The 24,396-nt window shown below is 67.6% G+C and carries 22 protein-coding genes; 14 read left to right on the plus strand and 8 right to left on the minus strand.

Translation table 11 applies throughout. The features are described 5' to 3' along the window. The first annotated feature begins 396 nt into the window (after positions 1–396). Together dusA and O4G76_RS14970 are read left to right on the plus strand one after the other, a co-directional pair. Entirely contained in the window at positions 397–1,404 is a 1,008-nt protein-coding gene (gene dusA, locus O4G76_RS14965) for a tRNA dihydrouridine(20/20a) synthase DusA (protein ID WP_269398074.1), read from the plus strand. A gap of 80 nt (positions 1,405–1,484) precedes the next feature. Further along, positions 1,485–2,306 carry a sulfite exporter TauE/SafE family protein gene (locus tag O4G76_RS14970; protein ID WP_269398075.1) on the plus strand — a complete coding sequence of 274 codons (822 nt, stop codon included), beginning with the start codon at positions 1,485–1,487 and terminating at the stop codon, positions 2,304–2,306. Here the strand turns inward: O4G76_RS14970 and O4G76_RS14975 are convergent. The 3 genes from O4G76_RS14975 to ccmI are packed head-to-tail and all read right to left on the minus strand — an operon-like array spanning position 2,303 to position 4,193. After that, entirely contained in the window at positions 2,303–2,533 is a 231-nt protein-coding gene (locus O4G76_RS14975; protein WP_269398076.1) for a DUF1289 domain-containing protein, read from the minus strand. The two genes, O4G76_RS14970 and O4G76_RS14975, sit on opposite strands and share 4 nt — an antisense overlap. Continuing rightward, entirely contained in the window at positions 2,530–3,003 is a 474-nt protein-coding gene (ruvX, locus tag O4G76_RS14980) for a Holliday junction resolvase RuvX (protein WP_269398077.1), read from the minus strand. Before ruvX ends, O4G76_RS14975 begins: the two co-directional genes overlap by 4 nt. Next, complete coding sequence (gene ccmI / locus O4G76_RS14985; protein WP_269398078.1) at positions 3,000–4,193, minus strand: c-type cytochrome biogenesis protein CcmI; 1,194 nt, start codon at positions 4,191–4,193, stop codon at positions 3,000–3,002. Before ccmI ends, ruvX begins: the two co-directional genes overlap by 4 nt. A gap of 219 nt (positions 4,194–4,412) precedes the next feature. Between ccmI and O4G76_RS14990 the strand changes: the two genes are divergently transcribed. From O4G76_RS14990 to O4G76_RS15005, 4 genes are all read left to right on the plus strand, one after another. Beyond that, a complete protein-coding gene (locus O4G76_RS14990; RefSeq protein ID WP_269398079.1) occupies positions 4,413–4,814 on the plus strand; it encodes a hypothetical protein in 402 nt (133 codons plus the stop codon). A 266-nt stretch (positions 4,815–5,080) separates the two neighbouring features. Then, entirely contained in the window at positions 5,081–5,680 is a 600-nt protein-coding gene (locus tag O4G76_RS14995) for a superoxide dismutase (RefSeq protein WP_269398080.1), read from the plus strand. A gap of 147 nt (positions 5,681–5,827) precedes the next feature. Then, positions 5,828–6,037: a hypothetical protein gene (locus tag O4G76_RS15000; protein ID WP_269398081.1), complete on the plus strand. Its 210-nt coding sequence runs from the start codon at positions 5,828–5,830 to the stop codon at positions 6,035–6,037. After that, positions 6,037–6,489 (plus strand): host attachment family protein, encoded by a 453-nt coding sequence (locus O4G76_RS15005; protein WP_269398082.1) that lies wholly within the window; start codon positions 6,037–6,039, stop codon positions 6,487–6,489. The genes O4G76_RS15000 and O4G76_RS15005 overlap by 1 nt, the downstream gene beginning before the upstream one ends. Before the next feature lie 33 nt (positions 6,490–6,522). On the opposite strand, the gene O4G76_RS15010 is transcribed toward O4G76_RS15005, so the two are convergent. Next, positions 6,523–7,089 carry a TIGR00730 family Rossman fold protein gene (locus tag O4G76_RS15010; RefSeq protein WP_269398083.1) on the minus strand — a complete coding sequence of 189 codons (567 nt, stop codon included), beginning with the start codon at positions 7,087–7,089 and terminating at the stop codon, positions 6,523–6,525. Positions 7,090–7,228: 139 nt separating this feature from the next. Here O4G76_RS15010 and O4G76_RS15015 point away from each other — a divergent pair, with 139 nt between their 5' ends. After that, positions 7,229–9,055 (plus strand): ABC transporter ATP-binding protein/permease, encoded by a 1,827-nt coding sequence (locus O4G76_RS15015; RefSeq protein ID WP_269398084.1) that lies wholly within the window; start codon positions 7,229–7,231, stop codon positions 9,053–9,055. 104 nt (positions 9,056–9,159) lie between these two features. Further along, a complete protein-coding gene (locus O4G76_RS15020) occupies positions 9,160–10,359 on the plus strand; it encodes a multidrug effflux MFS transporter (RefSeq protein ID WP_269398085.1) in 1,200 nt (399 codons plus the stop codon). Positions 10,360–10,421: 62 nt separating this feature from the next. Here the strand turns inward: O4G76_RS15020 and O4G76_RS15025 are convergent, their stop codons facing one another. Then, complete coding sequence (locus O4G76_RS15025; protein WP_269398086.1) at positions 10,422–14,072, minus strand: efflux RND transporter permease subunit; 3,651 nt, start codon at positions 14,070–14,072, stop codon at positions 10,422–10,424. Further along, entirely contained in the window at positions 14,069–15,298 is a 1,230-nt protein-coding gene (locus tag O4G76_RS15030) for an efflux RND transporter periplasmic adaptor subunit (RefSeq protein ID WP_269398087.1), read from the minus strand. Before O4G76_RS15030 ends, O4G76_RS15025 begins: the two co-directional genes overlap by 4 nt. 269 nt (positions 15,299–15,567) lie before the next feature. Here O4G76_RS15030 and O4G76_RS15035 point away from each other — a divergent pair, with 269 nt between their 5' ends. The 3 genes from O4G76_RS15035 to der are packed head-to-tail and all read left to right on the plus strand — an operon-like array spanning position 15,568 to position 19,103. Next, a complete protein-coding gene (locus O4G76_RS15035) occupies positions 15,568–16,242 on the plus strand; it encodes a tetratricopeptide repeat protein (RefSeq protein WP_269398088.1) in 675 nt (224 codons plus the stop codon). 56 nt (positions 16,243–16,298) lie between these two features. Beyond that, a complete protein-coding gene (locus tag O4G76_RS15040; RefSeq protein WP_269398089.1) occupies positions 16,299–17,603 on the plus strand; it encodes a PQQ-like beta-propeller repeat protein in 1,305 nt (434 codons plus the stop codon). A gap of 48 nt (positions 17,604–17,651) precedes the next feature. Beyond that, a complete protein-coding gene (gene der / locus O4G76_RS15045; RefSeq protein ID WP_269398090.1) occupies positions 17,652–19,103 on the plus strand; it encodes a ribosome biogenesis GTPase Der in 1,452 nt (483 codons plus the stop codon). A gap of 60 nt (positions 19,104–19,163) precedes the next feature. On the opposite strand, the gene O4G76_RS15050 is transcribed toward der, so the two are convergent. Next, positions 19,164–19,868, minus strand: coding sequence for a hypothetical protein (locus tag O4G76_RS15050; RefSeq protein WP_269398091.1), 705 nt, complete (start codon positions 19,866–19,868; stop codon positions 19,164–19,166). Positions 19,869–19,936: 68 nt separating this feature from the next. Continuing rightward, positions 19,937–21,235, minus strand: coding sequence for a serine--tRNA ligase (gene serS, locus O4G76_RS15055; protein ID WP_269398092.1), 1,299 nt, complete (start codon positions 21,233–21,235; stop codon positions 19,937–19,939). Between the two features lie 200 nt (positions 21,236–21,435). Here serS and yajC point away from each other — a divergent pair, with 200 nt between their 5' ends. Genes yajC through secF form a run of 3 tightly spaced genes read left to right on the plus strand, consistent with a single transcriptional unit; the run spans position 21,436 to position 24,395 of the window. Continuing rightward, a complete protein-coding gene (yajC, locus tag O4G76_RS15060; RefSeq protein ID WP_085897475.1) occupies positions 21,436–21,720 on the plus strand; it encodes a preprotein translocase subunit YajC in 285 nt (94 codons plus the stop codon). Between the two features lie 37 nt (positions 21,721–21,757). Further along, positions 21,758–23,422 carry a protein translocase subunit SecD gene (gene secD / locus O4G76_RS15065; RefSeq protein ID WP_269398093.1) on the plus strand — a complete coding sequence of 555 codons (1,665 nt, stop codon included), beginning with the start codon at positions 21,758–21,760 and terminating at the stop codon, positions 23,420–23,422. Position 23,423: 1 nt separating this feature from the next. After that, positions 23,424–24,395, plus strand: coding sequence for a protein translocase subunit SecF (secF, locus tag O4G76_RS15070; RefSeq protein WP_269398094.1), 972 nt, complete (start codon positions 23,424–23,426; stop codon positions 24,393–24,395). Position 24,396 lies beyond the last annotated feature (1 nt).

Genomic DNA, 24,396 nt, shown 5'->3' on the forward strand with positions numbered 1-24,396 from the left:
TGTCGCAGCGACGCATGGCGCTGTCGTGGCGGCTTGCTTGGTGGCGTCGATCGGTGGAGAGGCCGGGGCCGAGCATCTCCATTTGGCGGCGTTATCAGGTCTCGGTACGAATCACACGGCTCCGACCTTCGATGTCGCGGTCGGTGCCGCGGGCGGTCGAGGATGACATTTTCCATGGGATCGAAGCAGAGAATGCATCCGGGACCACCCGAGAGAGACCGTTATGCCGACCTTTCCTCGTTCGCACGGCGTTGAGACTTCGGCAGCACGTTGTCGCAGTCGCACATGCGGCTTCGCCGGCATAGGGGAGCGAGGCAAAGCGGAACCTATCGGATTTGCCCGTCATGCAACCTGATGCTAGACAGCGCCTCTCCCAACCGCAGCCCGGATCGAGACATGACCTCAGGCCAGACCGCATTGCCAGACGCCGCCCGCCTGTCCGTCGCCCCGATGATGGACTGGACCGACCGCCATTGCCGGCATCTGCACCGTCTGCTGTCGCGGCGAGCCTTGCTTTATACCGAGATGGTGACCGCGCCCGCCGTGGTCCACGGCGATCGCGAGCGGCTTCTGGGTTTTGGCGATACCGAACATCCCGTGGCGCTGCAGCTCGGCGGGTCGGACCCGACCGAACTTCGCGAGGCAGCGCGGATCGGGGCCGAATTCGGCTATGATGAGATCAATCTCAACTGCGGCTGTCCCTCGGACCGGGTGCAGTCCGGTGCCTTCGGCGCAGTGCTGATGACGCGGCCTGATCTGGTGGCCGAATGCTGCGCAGAGATGATCGCCGCGAGCCCGGTCGAAGTGACGGTGAAATGCCGCATTGGCGTTGACGAGCAGGAGCCCGAGACGGTTCTGCCCCGTTTCCTCGAAACGGTCGCGGCGGCGGGCGTTCGCCGCTTCACCATCCATGCGCGCAAGGCTTGGCTGCAGGGGCTGAGCCCCAAGGAAAACCGCGACATTCCCCCGCTCGACTACGATCTGGTGGCGAGGATGAAGCGCGCGTTTCCGCATCTGCACCTGTCCGTGAATGGTGGCGTCGGCTCGCTCGACGAGGCCGAAACCTTTCTGGAGGCCGGTCTTGACGGGGTGATGATCGGCCGGGCCGCGTATCATGCGCCTGCCGATATCCTGTGCGAGGCCGACCGGCGCATCTGGGCCGATCCGGGCACGAGCCGCGCCGAAGCGGCGGTGCGCGACATGCTGCCCTATATCGAGGCGCATCTCTCGGCGGGGGGGCGGTTGCACCAGGTGACGCGGCACATGCTCGGCCTCTTCGCGGGTCGCCCGGGGGCGCGGGGCTGGCGGCGGGTTCTGTCCGAGGGTGCGTCGCGCCCGGGCGCCGGGCCGGAACTGGTGATCGAAGCGCTGGGCCGGGTCGAGGACCTGCAGCAGGCAGCCTGAGCACTATTTCCTCCCAAACGGCCCCTTGTGGCCAAGACGGGGGGCGGGCATCGCTGTCGCGAAACAAGCGGGAGCGCCAGATGCCTGAAACCACGTTGCTTTTGTCCATGGGGGCGATGCTGCTCGCCATCGGCGCCTTCGCGGGCGTGCTGGCCGGGCTCTTGGGCGTCGGCGGCGGCATCGTTCTGGTGCCGGCCTTCTTCTACGCATTCGCCGCCCTCGGCTACGAGACGCCGCAGCTGATGCAGATCTGCCTTGCCACTTCGCTTGCCACGATCATCGTCACCTCGGCCCGCTCGGTCCTGAGCCACGATCGCAAGGGCGCGGTCGATTGGACCGTCCTGCGCGGCTGGGCCCCCGGCATCGCCTTGGGCGCGCTGGTGGGAGTGCTAGTGGTGGCGCAGCTGCGTACCACGGTGCTCCAGCTCATCTTCGGCGGGCTGGCGCTGAGCGTGGCGCTCTACATGGTGCTGGGTCGCAGCCACTGGCGACTGGGCGAAACCATGCCCTCCGGCTGGCGCCGCGCCGCGACGGCCCCGGCGGTCGGCCTCCTATCGGTGCTGATGGGGATCGGCGGGGGCAGCTTCGGGGTGCCGATCATGACGCTGCACGGCATGGCGATGCACCGCGCCGTGGCCACGGCTGCCGGGTTCGGCCTGCTGATCGCGCTGCCTTCGGTGATGGGCTTCCTGCTGACGCCGCTTCCCGCCGGTGTCGCGCCACCGATGACGTTGGGCTCGGTGAACCTGCCGGCCTTTCTTCTGATCATCGCGATGACGCTGCTGACCGCGCCGCTCGGGGCCGCGTTGGCGCATCGGACGGATGCCAAGCGGCTCAAGCGGGTGTTCGGCGTCTTTCTGATCCTCGTCGCGCTCAACATGCTGCGCAAGGCGCTGATCTAGCGCTCCAGCCGTGCCTTGCGGCCGCCGCGCCGGCCCTTGGGCGTAGGCTCGCGCCCGGGCAGCTCGGCCATCACCGCGCGGCGCTCCTCGGCGCTCATCCGGCCCCAGGCGGCGATCTCGTCGATCGAGCGGGCGCAGCCGAGGCAGAGCCGGGTTTCGGGGTGGATCGTGCAGAGCTTCACGCAGGGGCTTTCGATCTCGGCCCGGCTCCAGACCTCGTCGCTCATGACCGTCCCATGTAGCTCAGACGGTCCAGGAGACCCTGCAGAATGTATCCGGCTGCGACCGCGTCGATCAGTTCGCCCCGGCGTTTGCGCGAATGGTCGGCTTCGAGCAGCGCGCGCTCGGCCGCGACGGTCGAGAGCCGTTCGTCCCAAAAGCCGATCGGGATCTCGGTCAGCCGTGACAGGTTGCGTGCGAAGGCACGGGTCGACTGGGCGCGCGGCCCCTCGGAGCCGTCCATGTTGCGCGGCAGCCCTAGCACGAAGCCGGCGATGCCACGACCTTCGGCAATGGCCAGAAGCCGCGCCGCATCGTCGGTGAACTTCTTGCGCTTCACCGTCTCGAGCGGCGTGGCGACCGAGCGGAGCCCGTCGGAGACAGCGACGCCGATGGTCTTGGTGCCGAAGTCGAGACCGGCCAAAGCGCCGGCGCGGGGCAGGGCGGCGGCAAAGTCTTCGGCCGTCTCGAAGATCATTCCGCCACCCCCGCCTTGCGTGCCGCGTCCCGGATCTGCTCGAGATCGGGCGTGCCGGCGAAAACCTGTTGCGCCTCGGTCCAGATCGCCTCGGCGCGGTCGGTTTCACCGAGCACGCCGAGGGCCCCGATCAGCCGGGCCCAGTCCGGCGCCGCGCCGCCGCTCTCGGCCAGCCGCGCGGCTAGGCCATCGACCATGCCCCGGATCATCTCGTCGCGTGCGGCCGGATCCATGTCCTGCGCCGCCGCGATATCGGCGGCCGATGGGCCGGGCGCCGAGGGCGGCGTGTAGTCGACCCCGGCAAGCGCCGCTGCGCGGCCGATCTGCGCGCGGGCCAGCTCCACATGCGGCGAGGCAGGATCGCCTCGCTCGATCACGCGTTTCCAATATCGGAAGGCGAGGTCGGGCCGTTCGATCTGCGCCTGCAGCAGGCCCATGTAGTAAAGCGGCCCCGCCGCATCCGGATCGGCGTCGAGCAGCCGTGCCAGCAACGCCTCGCTTTCGGGCGTGACGAGACCGCCTGTGGCCGCGACCATCCGGTCGACCAGCGCCAGCCGATCCTCGAAGCTGGCGTCGTCGCCCTTGATTTCGATCACCCGCTCCTGTGCGCGGGCGGCGGCGGCGTAATTGCCCAAGGCCGCCTCGTGCCGCGACAGAAGCTGCCAGCCGGTCAGGTCGTCGGGCCGTCCGGGCACCGCCTCGCGCAGCTGTTCGACCATCGCGAGGTATTCCTCGGGGGCGGCCGCCTGAATGGCGGGCGTGACGGCCTCGGCCTCGGCCTGGCTCGGGCGATCGGCGCGCCGCTCGCGCGCCATCTCCAACCGTTCGGACAAGGGCGCATCGGGGCGGCCCGGGGCCCCGAGATCCGCGTAGAGCCAGATGGCGCCGCCGATCACCACGATGCCGCCGAACAATGCCACCGGCCATACCGGCCCGCGCGACTGTTGGCGGGGTTCGCGCGCGGCGCGGTCGGCCGCGATGAGCCGCCGGCCGATCTCGGCCCGGGCGCGCTCGGCCTCGTCGGGACCGATCAGCCCGCGCGCGCGGTCCGCCTCGATCTCCGCGAGCTGGTTGCGATAGAAATCGAGATCCGCATTGCTGCCGGCCTCGTGGCCCGGCCGCAGCAGCGGTGCCGCCAAGGCGAGGGCCACGACCCCGCTAAGGGCCAGCGCGATGATCCAGAACAGCATGCGTCACTCCTGTCTTGTGTCGTCACTACAGCGCGGAGCCCGGCCCCGAAACCCCCGCAAGGGTCGCACCCGGCCACGTCCGCGCGAGCGGGGTGGCGCCAAAGCTACTGTGGCGTCGCCGCAGCCCTCCCGAAACATCGCAAAAAATTTACTCACGGCCGGAACCCGCCCGTCCGGGTGACGTTGGCCGACGAATGTCACATTGACGGAGCATCTCGCATGTCCGACCCGAACATCAACAACAACAACGTGAATCCGCCGCCGAAGAAGAGCGGCGGCAGCTCGATCGCGCTGATCGTCGGCGGCCTCGTGGTGGCCGTGATCGTCCTCTACTGGCTGTTCGCCGGTGGCAGCGAGGTCGATAACGCCGACGTCGTCGGCGAGGAAACCAACATCAGCGTCGAGACCGAGGCCGAAGGCGCCGCCGAAAGCATCGAGGATGCCGGCACCGCCGTGGTCGAAGAGGTCGAGGATGCGGGTGCCGCCATCGAGACCGAGGTCGAGGAAGGTGCGGCCGAGATCGAGGAAGAGGCCGCCGAGGCCGAAGCCGAGATCGAAGAGGCGCCGGCCGATTCGACCGACACGATCGAGGTCGAGGGCGACGCCGAGGTGGTCCAGTAAACGATCCGTTCCGGCCTGAGGCCGGTGTGGTTCTTGAGGAACGAGTTCCTCACATCGCAGGAGCCGTGGCCCCCCGGGCCGCGGCTCCTGTCGCTTCTACTTGGCGCGCGACAGGCTTTCTGTCACCGCCGATGCCCGAGCAACCGCGACCAGCGCGCCGCGTTCGATTGCAAGTCCCGAATTTCCCACTGGTCCCATTGACCTTTGGCGGCCGGAGGTTCTGTTATGTGGCGCAAATCCACCACTGGCAGAAAAGCGAGACCGACATGGCTTTCGAACTTCCCGACCTCCCCTACGCCCACGACGCGCTCGCCTCCAAGGGCATGTCGAAGGAGACGCTCGAGTACCACCACGACCTGCACCACAAGGCCTATGTCGACAACGGCAACAAGCTGATCGCCGGCACCGAGTGGGATGGCAAGTCGCTCGAGGAGATCATTCGCGGCACCTATGACAAGTCGGCGGTGGCGCAGAACGGCATCTTCAACAACATCTCGCAGCTGTGGAACCACAACCAGTTCTGGGAGATGATGACCCCGAACGACAGCAAGATGCCGGGCGAACTGGAAAAGGCGATCACCGACAGCTTCGGCTCGGTCGACAAGTTCAAGGAAGAGTTCGCCGCCGCCGGTGCCGGTCAGTTCGGCTCGGGCTGGGCCTGGCTGGTCAAGGACGCCGATGGCGGCCTCAAGGTCACCAAGACCGAGAACGGCGTGAACCCGCTCTGCTTCGGCCAGACCGCTCTGCTGGGCCTCGATGTATGGGAGCACTCCTACTACATCGACTACCGCAACAAGCGCCCGGCCTACATCTCGAACTTCCTCGACAACCTGGTGAACTGGGAGAACGTCGCCTCGCGCATGTAAGCGCCCGGCGCTGCAAGGCTATCGACCCTGCAACCGGCCCTCGCGAGCGATCGCGGGGGCCTTTCTCATGCGCTGCCGTACCGCTCCGCGCCGGAACCCCGCCTCTCATGAATCGTTGGTCTCGCGAACGCAAGACAGGAGGCTCCCATGGCCGACAGGGCACGATCCAAGGACGGCGTGAAGGAAACCGACGCCTATGTGAGCGAAGAAGACCAAGGCGGCGCCGGCAACCAGCCCGGCCGCGAAGGCGGGGATCTCACCCGCAAGGTCGGCACTCGAGACGATCTCAAGCGTGCCGAGCAGGACGATCCCGGCGTCACCCGCGTGCGCAAGAGCGACGAGAAGGATACCGAGTGATGGCGAAGATCGACAACGGAACCTGGGTTCTCGTCGCCGATGGCGAAAAGGCGTTGATCCTCGAGAACGTAACTGACGACCAGCACCCGAACCTGCGCGTCGTGCGCAAGGAGGAACAGGAGAACCCGCCGGACCGCGAGCAGGCCACCGACAAGGCGGGCCGGTTGGCGGATACCGGTCCCGGACAGCGCACCGCCCTGGCCGAGACGGATTTCCACCAGCTCGCGAAGGATCGGTTCGCCGCCGATCTCGCCGACATCCTCTACCGCAACGTCCACAAGGGCCGCTTCGAGAAGCTGGTCGTGGTCGCCAGCCCTCAGGTGCTCGGGGCGCTGCGGGGCGAGTGGCACAAGGAGGTGGCCGACACCGTGGTGGCCGAGGTCCCGAAGACGCTCACCAACCACCCCGTCGCCGAAATCGAAAAGGCCGTGGCGGACGAAATCGCCGGGTGAACGGTTGCGGGCCGCCCCCCCGGGGGCGGCCTTTCACCCCGGCAGGGCCGCTTCCAGTGCCCGTTCCAGCCCCTTCACGTTCGGAACGTACTGGATGAACGCCTTGAGGCTTTCATCCGCGAAACCCTCGTCGATGACGTGGTTCAGGAGCTGGCGCAGCGGTTGCCAGTAACCTTCGATGTCCAAAAGCAGGATCGGCTTGCCATGCAGGCCGAGCTGGCGCCAGGTGAGGACCTCGAAGAACTCGTCGAGCGATCCGGCGCCGCCGGGCAGCATGACGATCGCCTCGGCGTTCATGAACATGACCTTCTTGCGCTCGTGCATCGTCTCGGTGACGACATAGGTGTCGAGATCGGTCTTGCCGACCTCGGCATCGACGAGATGGCGCGGGATCACCCCGAAGCTCGACCCGCCCATGCCCTGCGCCGCGCGCGCCACCGCGCCCATCAGCCCGACATCCCCGGCCCCGTAAACGAGCCGCCATCCGCGCCGCGCCAGCATCTCGCCGGTTTCGCGGGCCGCGACCTCGTAGGCGGGGCGCAGGCCGGGACGCGAGCCGCAATAGACGCAGACCGAGTTGGAAAAGGCGGGTAGGGGCATCTGGGAACTCCGGGTTGTGTCCCATCACTCGTAGAACGCAGCCCCCCTCCGCTCAAGCGCGGGGTTCGGCGCCGTGCTCTGGCCATCCGGCAGCGTGCATCCTAGTTTGGGGCGGCCGCCGCCAGCCCGGAGCCAGCCGATGCGACGCCTGTCCAAGACCGACGCCAATCTTTCGGGCCAGCCCGTGCGGGGATGGGACACGATCCGGCAGGTGATCCCCTATCTGTGGCCTGAAGGTAAGGGGTGGGTGAAGCGCCGCGTCGTGCTGGCGGTATCGCTTCTGGTCTTCGCCAAGCTGATCGCCGTCGCCACGCCGCTCTTCTACAAGGCCGCCGTCGATGCGCTGGCGGGCGAGGGCGAGAGCGCGGCGATGCTGCTGGCGATCGGCGCGGCGGGGCTCACGCTGATCTACGGGCTGGCGCGGCTCGCCAATGTCGGATTCCAGCAGCTGCGCGACGTGGTGTTTACGCCGGTGGGGCAGAGGGCGCTTCGAAAGCTCGCGCTCAGGACCTTCCAGCATATCCACGCCATGAGCCTGCGCTATCACATCAGTCGCAAGACCGGCGGTCTCAGCCGGATCATCGAGCGCGGCGTGAAGGGCGTGGATTTCCTGCTGCGCTTCCTGCTGTTCTCGATCGGTCCGCTGATCCTGGAACTGCTGCTGGTCGCGGTGGTGCTCTTCTTCCTGTTCGACGTGTGGTATCTCGTCGTGGTGCTGGGCACGATCATCCTTTACGTCGCCTTCACCTTCAAGGTGACGGAGTGGCGGGTCCGGATCCGCAAGCAGATGAACGATCAGGACACCGACGCCAATCAGAAGGCGATCGACAGTCTGCTCAACTTCGAAACGGTGAAGTATTTCGGGGCCGAGGGGCGGGAGGCCGCGCGCTATGATTCCGCGATGGAGAAATACGCCGCCGCCGCGACGCGCACCAATTATTCGCTGGCCTTCCTCAATTTCGGACAGTCGCTGATCATCACCACCGGCCTCGTCGTGGTCATGATCATGGCCGCCGTGGGGGTTCAGCGCGGCGCGCTCAGCGTCGGTGATTTCGTCATGGTCAACGCCTACATGATCCAGATCACCATGCCGCTGAACTTCCTCGGCACCGTCTACCGGGAGATCCGGCAGGCGCTGATCGACATGGGCGAGATGTTCGACCTGCTGAACCAGCCGCCGGAGGTCACCGACCGGCCGGACGCCAAGGCGCTGGCGGTGCCGCGCGGCGAGATCGTCTTCGACGATGTCTGCTTCGGTTACGAGGCGGCGCGCGGTATACTGAAGGGCGTGTCCTTCACCGTGAAGCCCGGCGAGACCGTCGCCATCGTCGGTTCATCCGGGGCCGGAAAATCGACCATCGGCCGGCTGCTGTTCCGCTTCTACGACGTGACCGAGGGCGCGATCAGGATCGACGGTCAGGACCTGCGCGAGGTGACCCAACATAGCCTGCATGCACAGATCGGCGTGGTGCCGCAGGACACGGTGCTGTTCAACGACACGATCCTCTACAACATCGCCTATGGCCGCGACGGCGCCACGCGCGAGGAGATCGAGGCTGTGGCGCGCGCGGCGCAGATCCATGATTTCATCATGTCGCTGCCCGAGGGTTACGACACGACGGTCGGCGAACGCGGGCTGAAGCTGTCGGGCGGTGAGAAACAGCGGGTCGGTATCGCTCGCACCTTGCTCAAGGATCCGCCGATCCTGCTTCTGGACGAGGCCACGAGCGCGCTCGACACCGATACCGAGCGCGAAATTCAGGGCCAGCTACGCGCCATGGGACAAGGGCGCTCGGTGATCACCATCGCACATCGGCTGTCCACAATTGCAGATGCCGACCGGATCGTCGTGCTGGAAGCCGGAAAAGTGGTCGAATCCGGGCGCCACGAGCATCTTTTGGCGCAGGAAGGCCGCTATGCGCAGCTCTGGTCCCGCCAGCAGGCCGAGGAGGCCGAAGCCGCGTGATTGCGCTTCTGAACCGATCGGTCTAGCCTGCGCGCGAGTCGCCCGCCGCGCGTGGGCCAATCGCCGTTTCGCGTGCCCCGTGCGCGGAGTTCAAGGACAGCCCTATGTTTTCGCCGATGTTCCGCACCGCGCTGGTGTTGGGCCTGCTCTCTGCCGTGGGTCCCTTCACGATCGACATGTATCTGCCCGGCCTGCCGGGGCTTGCCGCCGATCTGGGCGTCGACGAGGCAGCGGCGCAGGCGACGATCAGCGCCTATTTCCTAGCCTTCGGCTTGGCGCAGCTCTTCTACGGGCCCTTCGCCGACGCGGCAGGCCGCAAGGCGCCGGTCTATATCGGCGTCGGCGTGTTCCTCGTGGCGACGATCGGCTGCGCCTTGGCACCGTCGCTGCCCTGGCTGGTGGCGTTCCGCGCCTTGCAGGGTCTGGGCTGCGCGGCGCTGATGGTGGTGCCGCGCGCCATGGTGCGCGACATGTATACCGGCCACGAAGCGACGCGGCTGGTGGCGATGATCATGCTGGTGATCTCGGTCTCGCCGATGCTGGCGCCGCTGTCTGGCGCGATCATGATGACCTTCACCGGCTGGCGCGGCATCTTCTGGGCGCTTGCGGTCGTGGCGGCACTGGCGCTGCTGTTGTCGGTCTTCGCCCTCAAGGAAACGCTGCCTGCGGAGCGCCGCCGCCCGGTGCGTCCGCGCCTGCTTGCGGTCTCGGCCAAGCGGCTGTTCCGCGACCCGACCTTCATGGCGCTGACCTTCGTGTCGGGCTTCGGCATGGCGAGCTTCTTCGTCTTCATCGCCTCCGCCAGCTTCGTCTACACGCAGCAATACGGGCTGACGCCGCTACAGTTCAGCCTCGCCTTCGCGACCAATGCGGTGGGCTTCTTCGGCGCGAGCCAGTTCGCCGCGACGCTGGGCCGCCGCATCGGCCTGTTGCGGATGCTGCGGCTGGCGCTGGCGGGCTTTGCCGTCTTCAGCCTGACGCTCCTGTCGATCACGGCGGCGGGCTACGCTTCGCTGCCGGTGCTGATGGGGCTGCTTCTGTGCGGCAACGCCTGCCTCGGCCTCGTCATTCCGACGAGCCAGGTCATGGCGCTCGACCCGCATGGCGAGATCGCCGGTCTCGCCTCGTCGCTGGGGGGCACGCTGCAGATGATGACGGGCGGGCTGATGGTCGCCCTCACGGGGCCGTTCTTCAACGGCACGGCGCTGCCGATGGTCGCAGTGATCGCGGGCTGCGCGGTGATGGCGCTGGGTCTCGCGCTCGTGGCGCTGGGCCGGGGCGAGAGAACGCCGCAGCCGGCCTGACGACCCCTCCAAGCCTGGTGCCGAAAGGGCCACCCCTCCCGGGGCGGCCCTTTCGCCGTTGCTCACTCGGCGGCGCGCAGCGTCGCCGCCACGGGCGGCACCGGCCCGTCCTCGCCCTCCCACAGGATCTCCGGCGCCTTGATCCGGCGGGCCTCGCGCCGGAGCGCCCAGTCGCGCGCCGCCCGGCTGCCGCGTCCCATCGAGAGCCGGGCCAGCAACCGCGACATCCAGTGCGCGTAGCGCGCGGCCCAGATCCGCAGAGCGAGCATCGCCGGCGTGAAGACCAGCGTCAGCACCGTGGCGATGCCGAGGCCGAAGACCACGGCGGTGGCGAGTTGCTTCCACCACAGGGCGGTCGGGCTGTCGATCGTGTAGCCGCCGCCGAAGAAGTCGAGGCTCAGCCCGAACATCATCGGCGCGAGGCCCGCCATGGTGGTGACGGTGGTGAGAAAGACCGGGCGGATGCGGTCCTCGGCGGTACGGATCACCGCCTCGGTGCGCGGCATGTAGCGCTCGTAATCCTGATAGGTGTCGATCAGAACGATGTTGTTGTTCACCACGATCCCCGCCAGCGCCACGATGCCTGTGCCGGTCATGATGATCGAGAAAGTCTGCTCCATCACCAGCATGCCGATCAGCACTCCGGCGGTGGACATCACCACCGCGAGGAGCACCAGTACCGCGTTGTAGAAGCTGTTGAACTGCGCCAGCAGGATGATGAACATCAGCCCCAGCGCGCCGGTGAAGGCCCATTGCAGGAAGGCTTGGCTTTCGGCCTGGTCCTGCTGGTCGCCGGTCCACTCCCAGCCGATCCCGGGGGGCAGGGGCGACGTCTCAAGCCACTCGGTCAGCACCTCGATGCGTTCGTTGGCGTTGACGCTGACGCGCGTGACTTCGCCCGCGTCGATGCGTTTCTGCAATTCGGGCCCGATCTCATCCTCGCGCACGACCCGACTGTCGTCGCCCTCCACCAGCTTGACCAAGCCCGGCAGCACGTCGGCCTTCACCTCAAAATAGCGCTGCTGGCCGACCCGCGTGATCTCGGCGAGCTTGGCCACTGGGGTACGGGTGACGAAGTTGGACAGCGGCACCAGCCCGGCGGGCGTCCGTACCCGCAGGCTGTCGAGCGTGGACAGCACGCGATCTTCTTCAGGCAGGCGCACCCGGATCTCGATCTCCTCGTCGGATGTTTCGACGCGCATCGTGTCGAGCATGATGCCCCGGGTGACGAGCTGGACCATCGCGCCCACCGTCGCCACGTCGGCGCCGTAGCGACCGGCCTTCTCGATATCGACATCGATCTGCCAGTCGATCCCGGGCAGCGGCAGCGTGTCCTCGATCAGGGTCAGTCCCGGCGTCTCCTCGAACCGCTCGCGTGCCTGCGCCGTTGCGGCGCGCAAGACGTCGAAATTCTCGCCGGTGAGGCGCAGATTGACCGGTTTCGACGCGCCCGGCCCCTGGGCGAGGTTGAGGATCTCGATGCGGATGCCGGGAATGCCGTCGAGTTCGGCCTGCAGCCGTTCGAGCACCACGTCGCCATCCAGATCGGCGAGGTCGTAGCCGTTCTCCCGCGCATAGGCGGGGCGCTCGTCCCATGGCACCAGCTCGATCTGCAGCTGGCCGACCGCGTCGGCCGGACCACCGGCACCCGCGGTGTTGGAGTTGAGGCCGCCTTCGCCCGCGAAGGCAAAGACCGAGCGGATGCCGGGAAAGCCGACCACCACCTCCTCGGCTTCGGCCACCATAGCGTCCTTCTCGGCGAGGCTGAGGTTGCCGCGCGCCTGCACGTAGATGATCGCCTGCTCGGGTTCGGTCTCGACGAAGAACTCGACGCCGTTGTTGTGGGTGCCGAAATAGGTGAAGGTCGTGAAGACGAAGGCGCCGACGCCGGCGATGGTCACGAGCGGCATCACCGGGTTGCCCGCGATCAGCGCGATCAACCGCCCGAAGGGCGAACGGCGATAGCCCGCGCGCAGTCGTTTCGGGGCGCGCCGGATCTTGGCCGCCGCACCGAAAATCGTGGTCGCGATCGCCCCGGCCAGAGCGAGGCCGAGCCCCGGGGCCGCCTCGATCAGGCTGCGGGAGGGGCGCGCCTCGCCGGTCAGGTAGCCTGGGTTCAACGCCAGCATCAGCCCCACGAAGATGAGCCCCGCCGCCGGCGGCACCAGCGCCGCGCGCACCACCCATGGCAGTCGCCTCCGCAGCCCCTCCGACACATGCAGGAGGCCACGGCTCATCCGGCCCAGCACGCCGCCCATCACCGGCAGATAGATCAGCGCCACCACCAGCGAGGCCGAGAGCACGAAGATCAGCGTGACCGGCAGCATGCCCATGAACTGCCCCGCGACACCGGGCCAGAACAGCATCGGCAAAAAGGCGCAAAGCGTGGTCGCGGTCGAAGAGACCACCGGCCAGAACATCCGCTTGGCGGCCTCGACGTAGGCGTGCATCGGCCCGACGCCCTCGGAGATCCGCTTGTCGGCATATTCGACCACGACGATGGCGCCGTCGACCAGCATGCCCACGGCGAGGATCAGGCCGAACATCACGATGTTGGAGATGGAGATGCCCATCACCGCCAAGAGCGCGAAGCACAACAGGAAGGATGTCGGGATCGCGAAGCCGACCAGCAGCGCCGGGCGCGGCCCGAGGGTTGCCAGCACCACGATCATCACCAGAGCGATCGCGGTGAGCACCGAGCCCTCGAGCTGGCTGACCATAGAGGCGACGTTGCTGCTCTGGTCGTTGGATGTGCCGACCTCGATCGCCGCGCGCAGGTCCTCGGGCCACGAGGCGCGCTCGGCCTCGACGGTGTCCCGCACGAGCGCGGCTGTATCGATCAGGTTGTAGCCCTTGCGCTTGACCACCTGCAGCGCCACCGTGGTTTCGCCGTTGTAGCGCGCGGTGGAGGTGCGATCCTCGAAGGTCAGGCGGATCGTCGAAAGATCGCCCAGCGTCACCACCCGGTCGCCATTGGTCTTCACCGGGATGTCGTAGATGTCGCGCGGCTCGTCGAAGCTCGACGGGATCTTCACCGAGAAGGTGCCTTGCGCCGTCTCGACCTCGCCCGCGGCGATCAGCAGGTTGTTGCTGGTGACCACCTGCAAGAGCTCGGCGGCGGTGACGTTGTAGGCCTCGAGCCGGAGCGGGTCGATCTCCACCTCGAGCATCTCGTCGCGCTGGCCGGTGAGATTGGCCGAGAGCACGGCGTCGAGCCCTTCGAGCCGGTCCTGAAGCGACTTTCCGACACGGATCAGCGTCCGCTCGGGCAGGGGGCCCGTCAGGTTGACGATGATGATCGGAAACTCGGAGAAGTTGATCTCGGTGACGGACCAGGCATCGGCGCCATCGGGAAACTCGGCCTCGGCCGCGTTCATCGCATCGCGCACATCGGCCATGATCTTGGTCTTGTCCCAGCCGAAGGCGAATTCGAGCGCCACCCCCGCATAGCCTTCGGAGGCGTTGGAGATCATCGTGTCGAGGCCGTCGAGATCGGCGAGCCGCGTCTCCATCGGCTTGACCAGAAGCTGTTCGGCATCCTCGGCCGAGATGCCGGGGAAGGGCACCGAGACAAAGAGCGCCGGGATCTCGATATCGGGCTCGCCCTCTTTCGGCAGGCCGATATAGGCGGCGATGCCCGCCGTGAGGCTGAGCACGATGAAGGCGATGATCATCCGGGCGCGCGAGGCGGCCCAGTCGACGATGCCGGTCATTGCGCCTGCTCCCTGTAGCGCGGCGCGACGCGGACCCCGTCGGTCACGTATTCCTGACCCACCACGATGACCGACGCCACCGGGTCGAGCCCTGCCACCAGCACGCCCTCGGGCGTGTCGCGCAGCAACTCCACCGGCATGAAGCGCGCCACCGGCGCCGCTTCCGGACCGCCGACGGTCCTGACCCCGAGCTGGCCCGAATCGTCGAGCGTCAGCGCCGATTGCGGCAGCAGATGCGCCTCCGTGCCGTTGGTATCGACGAGAATTTCGGCGGTCTGGCCGTCGCGTATTTCGAGATCGGCATTGGGCACGTCGACCTCGACCCGGAAGGTGCGGGTGGTCTCGTCGGCCGAGCGCGACACGAAGCTCACCTCGCCCGAAAGCGCGCGCCCCGAGGCGAGGCGGCCGGTGGCCCGGGCGCCGACGCGGATTTCGTCGACATGGACCTCGGGCACGAAACCCACGAGCTTGATCGGGTCGAGCTGAACGATGGTCGCGCAGGGCGAGCCGGTCTGCATCAGCAGGCCCAGCTCCGCCGTGTCGGTTTCCAGCAGTCCGGCGAATGGCGCACGGATGATCAGCCGGTCGATCTCGCGCTCGGCCGAGGCCACGGCGGCCTGCGCCGCCTCGATGCCGGCGCGGGCCGAGACGAGGTTGGACTCCGCGCTCTGCACTTGTGCGGTCGCCGCCTCGAGCGCCGCCTCGGCGCTGATCACCGAGGTCTCGCTCTGGTATCCGCCCTGGCTCAGGCGTCGCGCATTGCTGAGGTTGATCTCGGCCTCGCGCAGTCGCGCCTCGGCCTCGGCCTTGCCGGCCTGTGCGGTGGGCACGCGGCTTTCGGCTTCGCTCAGCCGGGCCTGCGCTTCGGCAAGCTGGATCTCGCGGGTGCCGGGGTCGAGCTCGCACAGCGCCTCGCCGGTTTCCACGAAGGCGCCCTTGCGCAACGGCTCAGAAATCACCCGTCCCGAGGTCTCGGCGCGCACCTCGACCTGTCGCGCCGCCTCGGTGCGACCGCGCAGAACGACCGTGTCGTCGACCTCCCGCGCCCTGCTGCGCAACGCCACGACACCCACCTGCGGCGTGCCGTCCTCGGCTTTTGCCAGATCGGTATCCTCGGCAGCCGCGCCGTCGATCTGGGCAATGGCGTAGAGGCGATCGCGATCGACGATCAGGAGATAGAGAAAGCCAGCCACCAGAATCGCGGTGAGGGCAGGGATCAGTTTCATCAGGTTCCTTTCGGGGCGCCCGCACGCCCTGTCGACGAGGCGATGATAACTTGGTGCCGGGAAAGCACGAAGCGTCGCGACGCACTGAACTGTCCGGTTCAAACTACGATTCGGCGGCATCCTACTCAATGCACATTTCGTAGACGCGACATGGGGTCACGGGGGCAACTTGCCGTCGCCGCGCGGCCCTTGTCCCCGCGCATGGCTTCACGATAAGACAGGCCCGATCCGACATGGCGCCCAGGCGCAACCCGAAGGGGAGACGAGGCGTGAGCAATCCCGACAGCTTCATCGACGAGGTCAGCGAAGAAGTCCGGCGCGACCGGCTGTTCCACCTGCTGCGGCGCTATGGCTGGATCGGTCTCGCCATCGTCGTGCTGATCGTCGGCGGCGCGGCGGTCTATGAATGGCGCCAGTCGCAGATCGCCGCCGAGGCGCAGGCGCGGGGGGACGCGCTCCTCGCCGCTCTGGCCGAGCCGGAGGCCGCCGCGCGCGCCGAGGCCCTGGCACCGATCGCGGCGCAATCCGGCGATGCCGTGGTCCCGCAACTGGCGCTCGCCGCGGAGCAGCAGGCCGCGGGTGATGCCGAGGCCGCCGTGGCCACGCTCGATGCGCTGGTCGGCAATGGCGAGGTCGCCGAGATCTACCGCGATCTCGCGGCGCTGAAATCGGTCCTGATCGATGCCGGCCGCTCGCCCGAGGACAAGCTCTTGGCGCTCGAGGCGCTGTCGGCGCCCGGCGCGCCGTTCCGCATGCTCGCGCTCGAGCAGATCGCCCTCGTCCGGCTGGCGCAGGGCGAGCAGGATGCGGCCCTCGACCAGCTGCGCGCCATCATGGAAGATGCCGAGACGACACCGGACTTGCGCGACCGCGCCGCAAGCTTGATGGTTGCGCTGGGCGTCCCGCCCGAGGACGCGGCCGCAACGGCGGCCCCGGCCGAATGATCGAAAAGCGACCGGGACAGGTCGCAGGTAACCACGAATAGGGGCGAGGGGCAGTCATGCGTCGCAGCGGAGTCATCGGAGCGGGGGCGCTGGCCCTTCTTGCGGCCTGTAGCCAGCCGGAAGTACGGCTGCCCGGCACGCGCATCGGCGTGGCGATCCCCGGCGCTGCCGAAGCGGCAGGCGGCACCGCTGCGGCCCTTTCGCTTACGGCCCCCGTCGCCAATGCCGATTGGCCGCAGCGCGGTGGCGGCGCGGATCGCGACATCGCCCACCCGGCGCTCGGCGCGCAGCTGACACCGCTGTTCAATACCAGGTTCGGTGCCGCCGAGACGCGGCGCCTGCGCATCACCGCCGAGCCGGTCGTCGCGGGCGGCCGCGTCTTCGTCATGGATGCCGAGGCCGGCGTTGCGGCGCTGGGCACAAACGGGGCCCTGCTTTGGCAGCGTGCGCTCGTACCGGCCGCCGACGCGGCGGGGCAGGCCTCGGGCGGCGGTCTCGCCACGGACGGGGCACGGCTTTACGCTGTCACCGGTTTCGGCGAGCTGGTGGCGCTCGACGCCGAAACCGGGGCCCGGCTCTGGACCCAGGATCTCGGTGCGCCGGGCGCAGGAGCGCCAGCCGTGGCGAACGGCACCGTCTATGCCGTATCGCGCGACGGGCGCGGCCTCGCGCTAGACACACGGACGGGCCGGGTCAAATGGCAGATTTCGGGGGTCGAAGACCTGCAGCGCTACGATGGCGGCGCCGGCCCCGCCGTGGACGGTGACCTCGCGGTGTTTCCCTTCACCTCGGGCGAGGTTGTCGGCACCTTCCCCGAAAGCGGTCGCCAGCGCTGGTCCGCCGTTGTCGCGGGCCGCCGCCCCGGCGCCGCCGCCGCACTCGCGGCGAACGGCATTTCGGGCGATCCGGTGCTCGAGGACGGGCGGGTCTATGTGGGCAATGCCTCTGGCCGAATGTCGGCAATCGACGATTTCACCGGTGAGACGCTGTGGAGCGCACCCGACGGAGCGATCTCGCCCGTGGTTCCCGCCGGCGGCTCGCTGTTCCTGCTCAACGACGTGAACCAGCTGGTGCGGCTCGACGCCGCGACCGGCGCTGCGCTGTGGCGGGTCGACCTGCCGGAAGGCGCGCCACAGGGTTTCTTGCGTCGTGACACCCGGATCGCCCATTACGGCCCGCTCCTGGCCGGTGGCCGCCTGATCGTCGCGGGTTCCGATGGCCTGATCCGCGAGTTCGATCCCCTGGCCGGGCAGCTGATGCGACAGACGCCGCTCGAAGGCGGCGCTGCCTCGGCCCCTGTGGTCGCGGGGGGGATCCTCTACGTCGTGACCTCCGACGGGTCGCTTGCCGCTTTCCGTTGACGCGCAATCGGTGTATGGGGCCCTCTTCCGCACGCGAAAGACCCTGAGATGAGCTTCACCCTCGCCATCGTCGGACGGCCCAATGTCGGCAAGTCCACGCTGTTCAACCGCCTCGTCGGGCGCAAGCTGGCTCTGGTGGACGACCAGCCCGGCGTCACCCGCGACCTGCGCGAGGGTCCGGCGAAGCTCGGACCGCTGCGCTTTACCGTGATCGACACCGCCGGCCTCGAGATCGCCACGGACGAAAGCCTGCAAGGCCGGATGCGGCGCCTGACCGAGCGCGCGGTGGACATGGCCGATGTCTGTCTGTTCATGATCGACGCCCGCGCCGGCGTGCTGCCGGCCGACGAGATCTTTGCCGACATCCTGCGTAAGCGGGCCAAGCACGTGATCCTCGCCGCCAACAAGGCCGAAGGCCGCGCCGGCCAGGGCGGTCTGCTCGAGGCCTATGCGCTAGGGCTGGGCGAGCCGCTGGGCCTTTCGGCCGAGCATGGCGAGGGGATGAGCGAGCTTCTGGCGATGCTGGAGCCGCTGGCCGGTGAATTCGAGGCCCGCGCCGAGGAAGACGCGCCGGTAATGGATGTCGATGTCGACGAAGAGGGCGAAACCGACGAGGATGCGCCTTGGGCGCCGACCGTCGATCGCCCCCTGCAGGTGGCCGTGGTGGGCCGCCCCAACGCCGGAAAATCGACGCTGATCAACAAGATCCTGGGCGAGGAGCGGCTGCTCACCGGCCCGGAGGCCGGGATCACCCGCGACGCGATCTCGCTTGCCATCGACTGGAACGGCACGCCGTTCCGGATCTTCGACACGGCGGGCATGCGAAAGCGGGCCAAGGTTCAGGAAAAGCTCGAGAAGCTTTCGGTGTCCGACGGCCTGCGCGCGGTGAAGTTCGCCGAGGTCGTGGTAGTGCTTCTCGACGTGGAAATCCCCTTCGAGCAGCAGGACCTTCGCATCGCCGATCTGGCCGAGCGCGAGGGCCGCGCCGTGGTGATCGCGGTCAACAAGTGGGACCTCGAGGACGAGAAGCAGGACAAGCTGCGCGAGTTGAAGGAAAGCTTCGAGCGACTGCTGCCGCAGCTGCGTGGCGCGCCGCTGGTGACGGTTTCGGCCAAGACCGGCCGGGGGCTCGAGCGGCTGCACGACGCGATCCTGCGAGCGCACGAAGTCTGGAATCGTCGCGTTTCGACCGCGCAGCTCAACCGCTGGCTGGTCGGCATGCTGGAGCAGCACCCGCCGCCCGCGCCGGGCGGCCGCCGTATCAAGATGCGTTACGTCACCCAGGCTAAGACCCGGCCCCCTGCTTTCGTGGTGATGACCTCGCATCCCGACGCGGTGCCCGAGAGCTATTCCCGTTATCTCGTCAATGGCTTGCGGAACGACTTTGACATGCCGGGAACGCCGATCCGGTTGTTCCTGCGCGATCAGGGCAAGAAGAACCCGTATCAAAACCGCAAGAAGGCGCAGCCTTCTAGGCTACGGAAACATCTCAAGGATTGATGTGAAGAGAGCGCCGCAAGGCGCTCTTTTCTTTGGCCTATTCGACTGGGTGAGGTGGGGCTAGCTTGCGACGCGTCGTGCTAGGGCCAGTGCCCCGAGCATGGCCGCGAGGCTCGCGAAGGCGATCAGGCCTGGAATGTTCAGCCCATTGGCAACGACGATCGCGAACAGGGCCCAGGAGACCGTAAGCCCGTAGGAGGCCGCGCGCGGCCGCCGCGATTGCACGACGAGCGCGAGCAAGGTGGCGAGGATCACGCACAGGATCGCCCAGCCGGTCTGCCCCATGAACAGGCCGTAGCCTGCCGCCGTGGAGCCCAGCGACACGAAGCTCGCGGCAGAAAGCCAGCCGGCGAAGAGCCCCATCGGCACCCGGGCGAGCCAGACGTCCCGCTCCGGCGCGGCCAGAAACGCACCGATGGCGCCGGCTGCCATTATGAAGATCGTGGTCGTGGCCCAGATCGCGCTGGCATTCGCGATGGCGAGCCACGGCACACCCACCGCGAGCGCCACCAGAAGCGGCAGCCGCATGCTGTGCCAGTCCTCGGCTGCCGCGCGACGCCACAGACCGTAGCCCGCGGAGACGATGAGCCAGAGATAGATCAGTCCCCAGATCGAGAAGGCCCAGCCAGCCGGCTGCACCGGCGGGTCGATCTGCGGGTTGGGCAGCTGTTCGGCGGTGAAGCCGGTGAAGGGCGATGTCACGAGGGGCGCCGCCGCGAAGGCGAGGGAAAGGGCGAGAACGGCCCATGAGATGAGGGTTTTCATGCCCTCATTACGCATCGCGCCGCCCGGTGGTTCAACCGGGCGGCGCGAATTTCGGCGGCAAGAGGCAATCAGTCGCGGATCAGTTCGCCGGTCGCCGAGAGCCGGTTGCGCCCACCGAGATAGCCATGCAGCACCTCGGGCAGCGTCACCGAGCCATCCTCTTCCTGACCGTTCTCGAGCACCGCGATCAGGGTGCGCCCCACCGCGAGGCCCGACCCGTTCAGCGTATGAACGAATTCGGGCTTGGCACCGCCCTCGGGGCGGAACCGCGCGTTCATCCGCCGCGCCTGGTAATCGCCGCAGGTCGAGACCGAGCTGATCTCGCGGTAGCGGTCCTGACCGGGCAGCCAGACCTCGATGTCATAGGTGCGCCGTGCGCCGGCGCCCATGTCGCCCGCGCAGAGCAGCATGGTGCGGTAGGGCAGGCCCAGCTTCTCGAGGATCGCCTCGGCGCATCCCAGCATCCGCTGCTGCTCGGCATCCGACTCGTCGGGATGCGTCACCGAGACCATCTCGACCTTCTCGAACTGATGCTGGCGCAGCATGCCGGAGGTGTCGCGCCCGGCGCTGCCGGCTTCCGAGCGGAAACACTGGGTGTCGGCCACGTAGCGGCGCGGCAGGTAGGAAGCCTCGATCATCGCATCGGCCACGAGGTTGGTCAGCGTCACCTCGGCAGTCGGGATCAGCCACCAGCCGGTGGTGGTCTGGTAGCTGTCCTCGCCGAATTTCGGCAGCTGGCCGGTGCCGTACATCGCTTCTTCCCGGACTAGCACCGGAGTCATCGTCTCGGTCAGCCCGTGCTCCTCGACATGGGTGTCGAGCATGAATTGCGCCAAGGCCCGGTGCAGCCGCGCGACCCCGCCCGACAGCACCACGAAGCGCGAGCCCGAGAGCTTGGCCGCGACCTCGAAATCCATGCCGTCCTGCACGGCGGGCAGCTCGTAATGCTCCTTGGGGGCATAGTTGAACTGCCGCGGCGTGCCGTGGCGCTTGATCTCGACGTTGTCGTCCTCGCTGGTGCCGGCGGGCACGTCATCGGCAGGCAGGTTTGGAATGGTCAGCAGCAGCTGCCGCAGCGCCTCGTCCTCGGCCTGCGCCTCGTCGTTCAGCCGGGCGATCTCGGCCTTCTTTTCGGCCACCAGGGCGCGCAGCCGCTCGAATTCGGCCTCATCGCCGCGCCCCTTGGCGGCGCCGACTTCCTTCGAGGCGCGGTTCTGGCCGGCCTTGGCGGTCTCGGCGGCGTGGATCTTGGCCCGGCGCGCGTCATCGAGCGCCAGGATCTGCGACGACACCGGAGACACCCCGCGGCGGGCCAAGGCGGCGTCGAAGGCGTCGGGATTGTCGCGGATGGCGCGGATGTCGTGCATTGTCTCGTCCGTGATAGGGGGTTTCAGGGCCCGGGGGCCGCGCCCATATGGACCGAAACGCCCGCGCTTGTGAACCGCGAAACCGGCCCCGCGCGACGCCGGGGCCGCGGTGGACAATCACCGGACCCGGCAGTAGGGTGCCGCGACTTTTTCAAAGGCCCGCAAACAGAGCGCGCCCCGGACCGACGCAAAGGACCGCCATGCAAGGCATCGAATCTTTCATCCCGCTGATCCTGATCTTCGCGATCATGTGGTTCTTCCTGATCCGCCCGCAGCAGAAGAAGCTGAAAGAACACCAGAAGATGGTGGCGGCGCTGCGCCGCGGCGACCAGGTGATCACCCAGGGCGGCGTGATCGGCAAGGTGGTCAAGGTCCGCGACGACAGCAACGAGATCGAGGTCGAGATCGCGCAGGGCGTGAACGTTCGCGTGGTCCGCTCGACCATCGCCACCGTGACTTCGAAGACCGAACCGGCCAAGGCCTGATCTTCCCGATCCGGCCCCGCGCCAGAGGACGAACGACATGATGCACATCTCCACCTGGCGCCGGGTGCTGATCTGGCTGGTCTGCCTGGGCGGGCTGTTCTTCGCGTTGCCGAACCTGTTCTACGACAGGGTCGAGACCGCGAACGACGCCCGTGCCGTGATCGAGACCGGCCAGACCAATGCCGAGCTCGAGGCCGATGCCGGCCTCTGGCCCGAATGGATGCCCTCGGGCCTCGTCAATCTCGGGCTCGACCTGCGGGGCGGCGCCCATCTTCTGGCCGAGGTGCAGGTCGAAGAGGTCTATGCCGCGCGCATGGAGGCGATGTGGCCCGAGGTGCGCGACGCGCTCGCGGCCCGGCGCGACACGGTGGGCTTCGTGACCCGCGAAGAGGGCGGTGATCCGACCGAGCTGCGGGTGCGTATCTCCAATGCCGATCAGGCGGCCGCCGCGCTCGAGATCGTGCGCGGCCTCGCCACACCGATCCAAAGCCTGACCGGCGGCGGCGCCGACGATATCGAGGTACGCGCCGACGGCGCCGAGATCATCGTCACGCTGAGCGAGGCAGAGCGCGCCGCCACCGATGACCGTACCATCCGCCAGGCGCTTGAGATCGTGCGTCGCCGGATCGACGAGGTCGGTACCCGCGAGCCGACGATCCAGCGCCAGGGCGAGGACCGCATCCTGATCGAGGTACCGGGCGTCGGCTCGGCCGAGGAGGTCAAGGAAATCATCGGCACGACCGCGCAGCTGACTTTCCAGCCGGTCGTGTCGCGGACCGGCGACGCCAATGAAAGCCCCGGCCCCAACAACGAGATCCTGCCCTCGCTCGACGAAGAGGGCGTCTACTACATCCTCGAGCGCAACCCCGTGGTGTCGGGCGAGGAACTTGTCGATGCCCAGCCCGCCTTCGACCAGAACGGCCGTCCGGCGGTGAACTTCCGCTTCAATCCGACCGGCGCCCGCGCCTTCGGCGACTACACGGCCGAGAACATCGGCTCGCCCTTCGCCATCGTGCTCGACGAGGAGGTGATCTCCGCCCCCGTCATCCAGAGCCACATTCCCGGCGGATCTGGCATCATCACCGGCAACTTCACGGTCGAGGAATCGACCCAGCTCGCGGTGCTGCTTCGGGCCGGGGCGCTGCCCGCCGGTCTCGAATTCCTCGAAGAGCGGACGATCGGGCCGGAACTTGGTGCCGACAGCATCGCGGCCGGCAAGATCGCGGCCATCGTCGGCGCGCTCGCCGTCATCGTCTTCATGATCCTGACCTACGGCCTGTTCGGCGTCTTCGCCACCGTGGCGCTGACCATCAACATGATCCTGATCTTCGCGGTGCTGTCGATCCTCGGCGCCACGCTGACCCTGCCGGGCATCGCCGGCATCGTGCTCACCATGGGCATGGCGGTGGACGCGAACGTGCTGGTCTACGAGCGCATCCGCGAGGAACTCAAGACCGCGCGTGGTCCGGCCCGTGCCATCGATCTGGGCTACGAAAAGGCGCTTTCGGCGATCCTCGACGGCAACATCACCACCCTGATCACCGCGTTGATCCTGTTTCTCGTGGGCTCCGGCCCGGTACGTGGTTTCGCCGTCACCCTCGGCCTCGGTATCCTGACCTCGGTCTTCACCGCGATCTTCGTGACGCGGCTGCTGATCGTGATCTGGTTCGAACGCCGACGCCCCAAAACAATCGAGGTCTGACATGCGTTTGCGCATCGTACCTGACAACACCAAGATCGATTTCTTCCGCGCCGCACGGATCACCTTCGGCGCCTCGATCCTGGCGATGATCGCCAGCGTCGTGCTGTTCTTCGCGATGGGGCTGAACTTCGGCATCGATTTCCAGGGCGGCACCACGATCCGCACCGAGGCCGAGAACCCGGTCGACGTCGCGGCCTACCGACAGGCGATCGCGCCGCTGGATCTCGGTGACGTCATCATCACCGAGGTGTTCGACCCGTCCTTCGGCGACGACAAGAACGTGGCCTCGGTACGGATCCAGGCGCAGGAAGGCGCCGAGGCCGTCAGCGCCGAGACCATCGCCGCGGTCGAGACAGCGCTGCAAGGCGTCGATCCGACCATCACCTTTCCGAGCGTCGAAAGCGTTGGCCCGAAGGTCTCGGGCGAGCTGATCCAGTCCGCGATCTTCGCAGTTCTGGGTTCGCTCGTGGCGATCCTGTTCTATATCTGGCTTCGCTTCGAGTGGCAGTTCGCGGTGGGGGCGCTCGCGGCACTGGTGCATGACGTGGTGCTGACGATCGGCCTGTTCGCGGCGATCCAGATCAAGTTCGACCTCGCGATCATCGCGGCGCTGCTGACCATCGTCGGCTATTCGATCAACGACACCGTGGTGGTGTTCGACCGGGCCCGCGAGAACCTGCGCAAATACAAGACCATGCCGCTGCGCGACCTGCTCAACCTTTCGGCCAATGAGACGCTGAGCCGGACCGTGATGACCTCCGGCACCACGCTTCTGGCGCTGCTGGCGCTGATCGTGCTGGGCGGCGACGTGATCCGTGGCTTTGTCTTCGCGATCTTCTGGGGCGTTCTGGTCGGGACCTATTCCTCGATCTACGTCGCCAAGAACATCGTGCTGATGCTTGGCGTGAAGCGCGATTGGGACAAGAAGGACGATCCGAAGGCGGGGACGCAGTTCGCGAATATCGACGCCTGAG

The organism is Limimaricola sp. G21655-S1, assembly GCF_027213785.1.
Taxonomy (GTDB): Bacteria; Pseudomonadota; Alphaproteobacteria; order Rhodobacterales; family Rhodobacteraceae; genus Limimaricola.

Bases quoted from the DNA above. Each gene is read 5' to 3' on its own strand.
- dusA (WP_269398074.1), top strand. From the start codon at position 397: ATGACCTCAGGCCAGACCGCATTGCCAGACGCCGCCCGCCTGTCCGTC.
- O4G76_RS14970 (WP_269398075.1), top strand. From the start codon at position 1,485: ATGCCTGAAACCACGTTGCTTTTGTCCATGGGGGCGATGCTGCTCGCC.
- O4G76_RS14975 (WP_269398076.1), bottom strand. From the start codon at position 2,533: ATGAGCGACGAGGTCTGGAGCCGGGCCGAGATCGAAAGCCCCTGCGTG.
- ruvX (WP_269398077.1), bottom strand. From the start codon at position 3,003: ATGATCTTCGAGACGGCCGAAGACTTTGCCGCCGCCCTGCCCCGCGCC.
- ccmI (WP_269398078.1), bottom strand. From the start codon at position 4,193: ATGCTGTTCTGGATCATCGCGCTGGCCCTTAGCGGGGTCGTGGCCCTC.
- O4G76_RS14990 (WP_269398079.1), top strand. From the start codon at position 4,413: ATGTCCGACCCGAACATCAACAACAACAACGTGAATCCGCCGCCGAAG.
- O4G76_RS14995 (WP_269398080.1), top strand. From the start codon at position 5,081: ATGGCTTTCGAACTTCCCGACCTCCCCTACGCCCACGACGCGCTCGCC.
- O4G76_RS15000 (WP_269398081.1), top strand. From the start codon at position 5,828: ATGGCCGACAGGGCACGATCCAAGGACGGCGTGAAGGAAACCGACGCC.
- O4G76_RS15005 (WP_269398082.1), top strand. From the start codon at position 6,037: ATGGCGAAGATCGACAACGGAACCTGGGTTCTCGTCGCCGATGGCGAA.
- O4G76_RS15010 (WP_269398083.1), bottom strand. From the start codon at position 7,089: ATGCCCCTACCCGCCTTTTCCAACTCGGTCTGCGTCTATTGCGGCTCG.
- O4G76_RS15015 (WP_269398084.1), top strand. From the start codon at position 7,229: ATGCGACGCCTGTCCAAGACCGACGCCAATCTTTCGGGCCAGCCCGTG.
- O4G76_RS15020 (WP_269398085.1), top strand. From the start codon at position 9,160: ATGTTTTCGCCGATGTTCCGCACCGCGCTGGTGTTGGGCCTGCTCTCT.
- O4G76_RS15025 (WP_269398086.1), bottom strand. From the start codon at position 14,072: ATGACCGGCATCGTCGACTGGGCCGCCTCGCGCGCCCGGATGATCATC.
- O4G76_RS15030 (WP_269398087.1), bottom strand. From the start codon at position 15,298: ATGAAACTGATCCCTGCCCTCACCGCGATTCTGGTGGCTGGCTTTCTC.
- O4G76_RS15040 (WP_269398089.1), top strand. From the start codon at position 16,299: ATGCGTCGCAGCGGAGTCATCGGAGCGGGGGCGCTGGCCCTTCTTGCG.
- der (WP_269398090.1), top strand. From the start codon at position 17,652: ATGAGCTTCACCCTCGCCATCGTCGGACGGCCCAATGTCGGCAAGTCC.
- O4G76_RS15050 (WP_269398091.1), bottom strand. From the start codon at position 19,868: ATGAAAACCCTCATCTCATGGGCCGTTCTCGCCCTTTCCCTCGCCTTC.
- serS (WP_269398092.1), bottom strand. From the start codon at position 21,235: ATGCACGACATCCGCGCCATCCGCGACAATCCCGACGCCTTCGACGCC.
- yajC (WP_085897475.1), top strand. From the start codon at position 21,436: ATGCAAGGCATCGAATCTTTCATCCCGCTGATCCTGATCTTCGCGATC.
- secD (WP_269398093.1), top strand. From the start codon at position 21,758: ATGATGCACATCTCCACCTGGCGCCGGGTGCTGATCTGGCTGGTCTGC.
- secF (WP_269398094.1), top strand. From the start codon at position 23,424: ATGCGTTTGCGCATCGTACCTGACAACACCAAGATCGATTTCTTCCGC.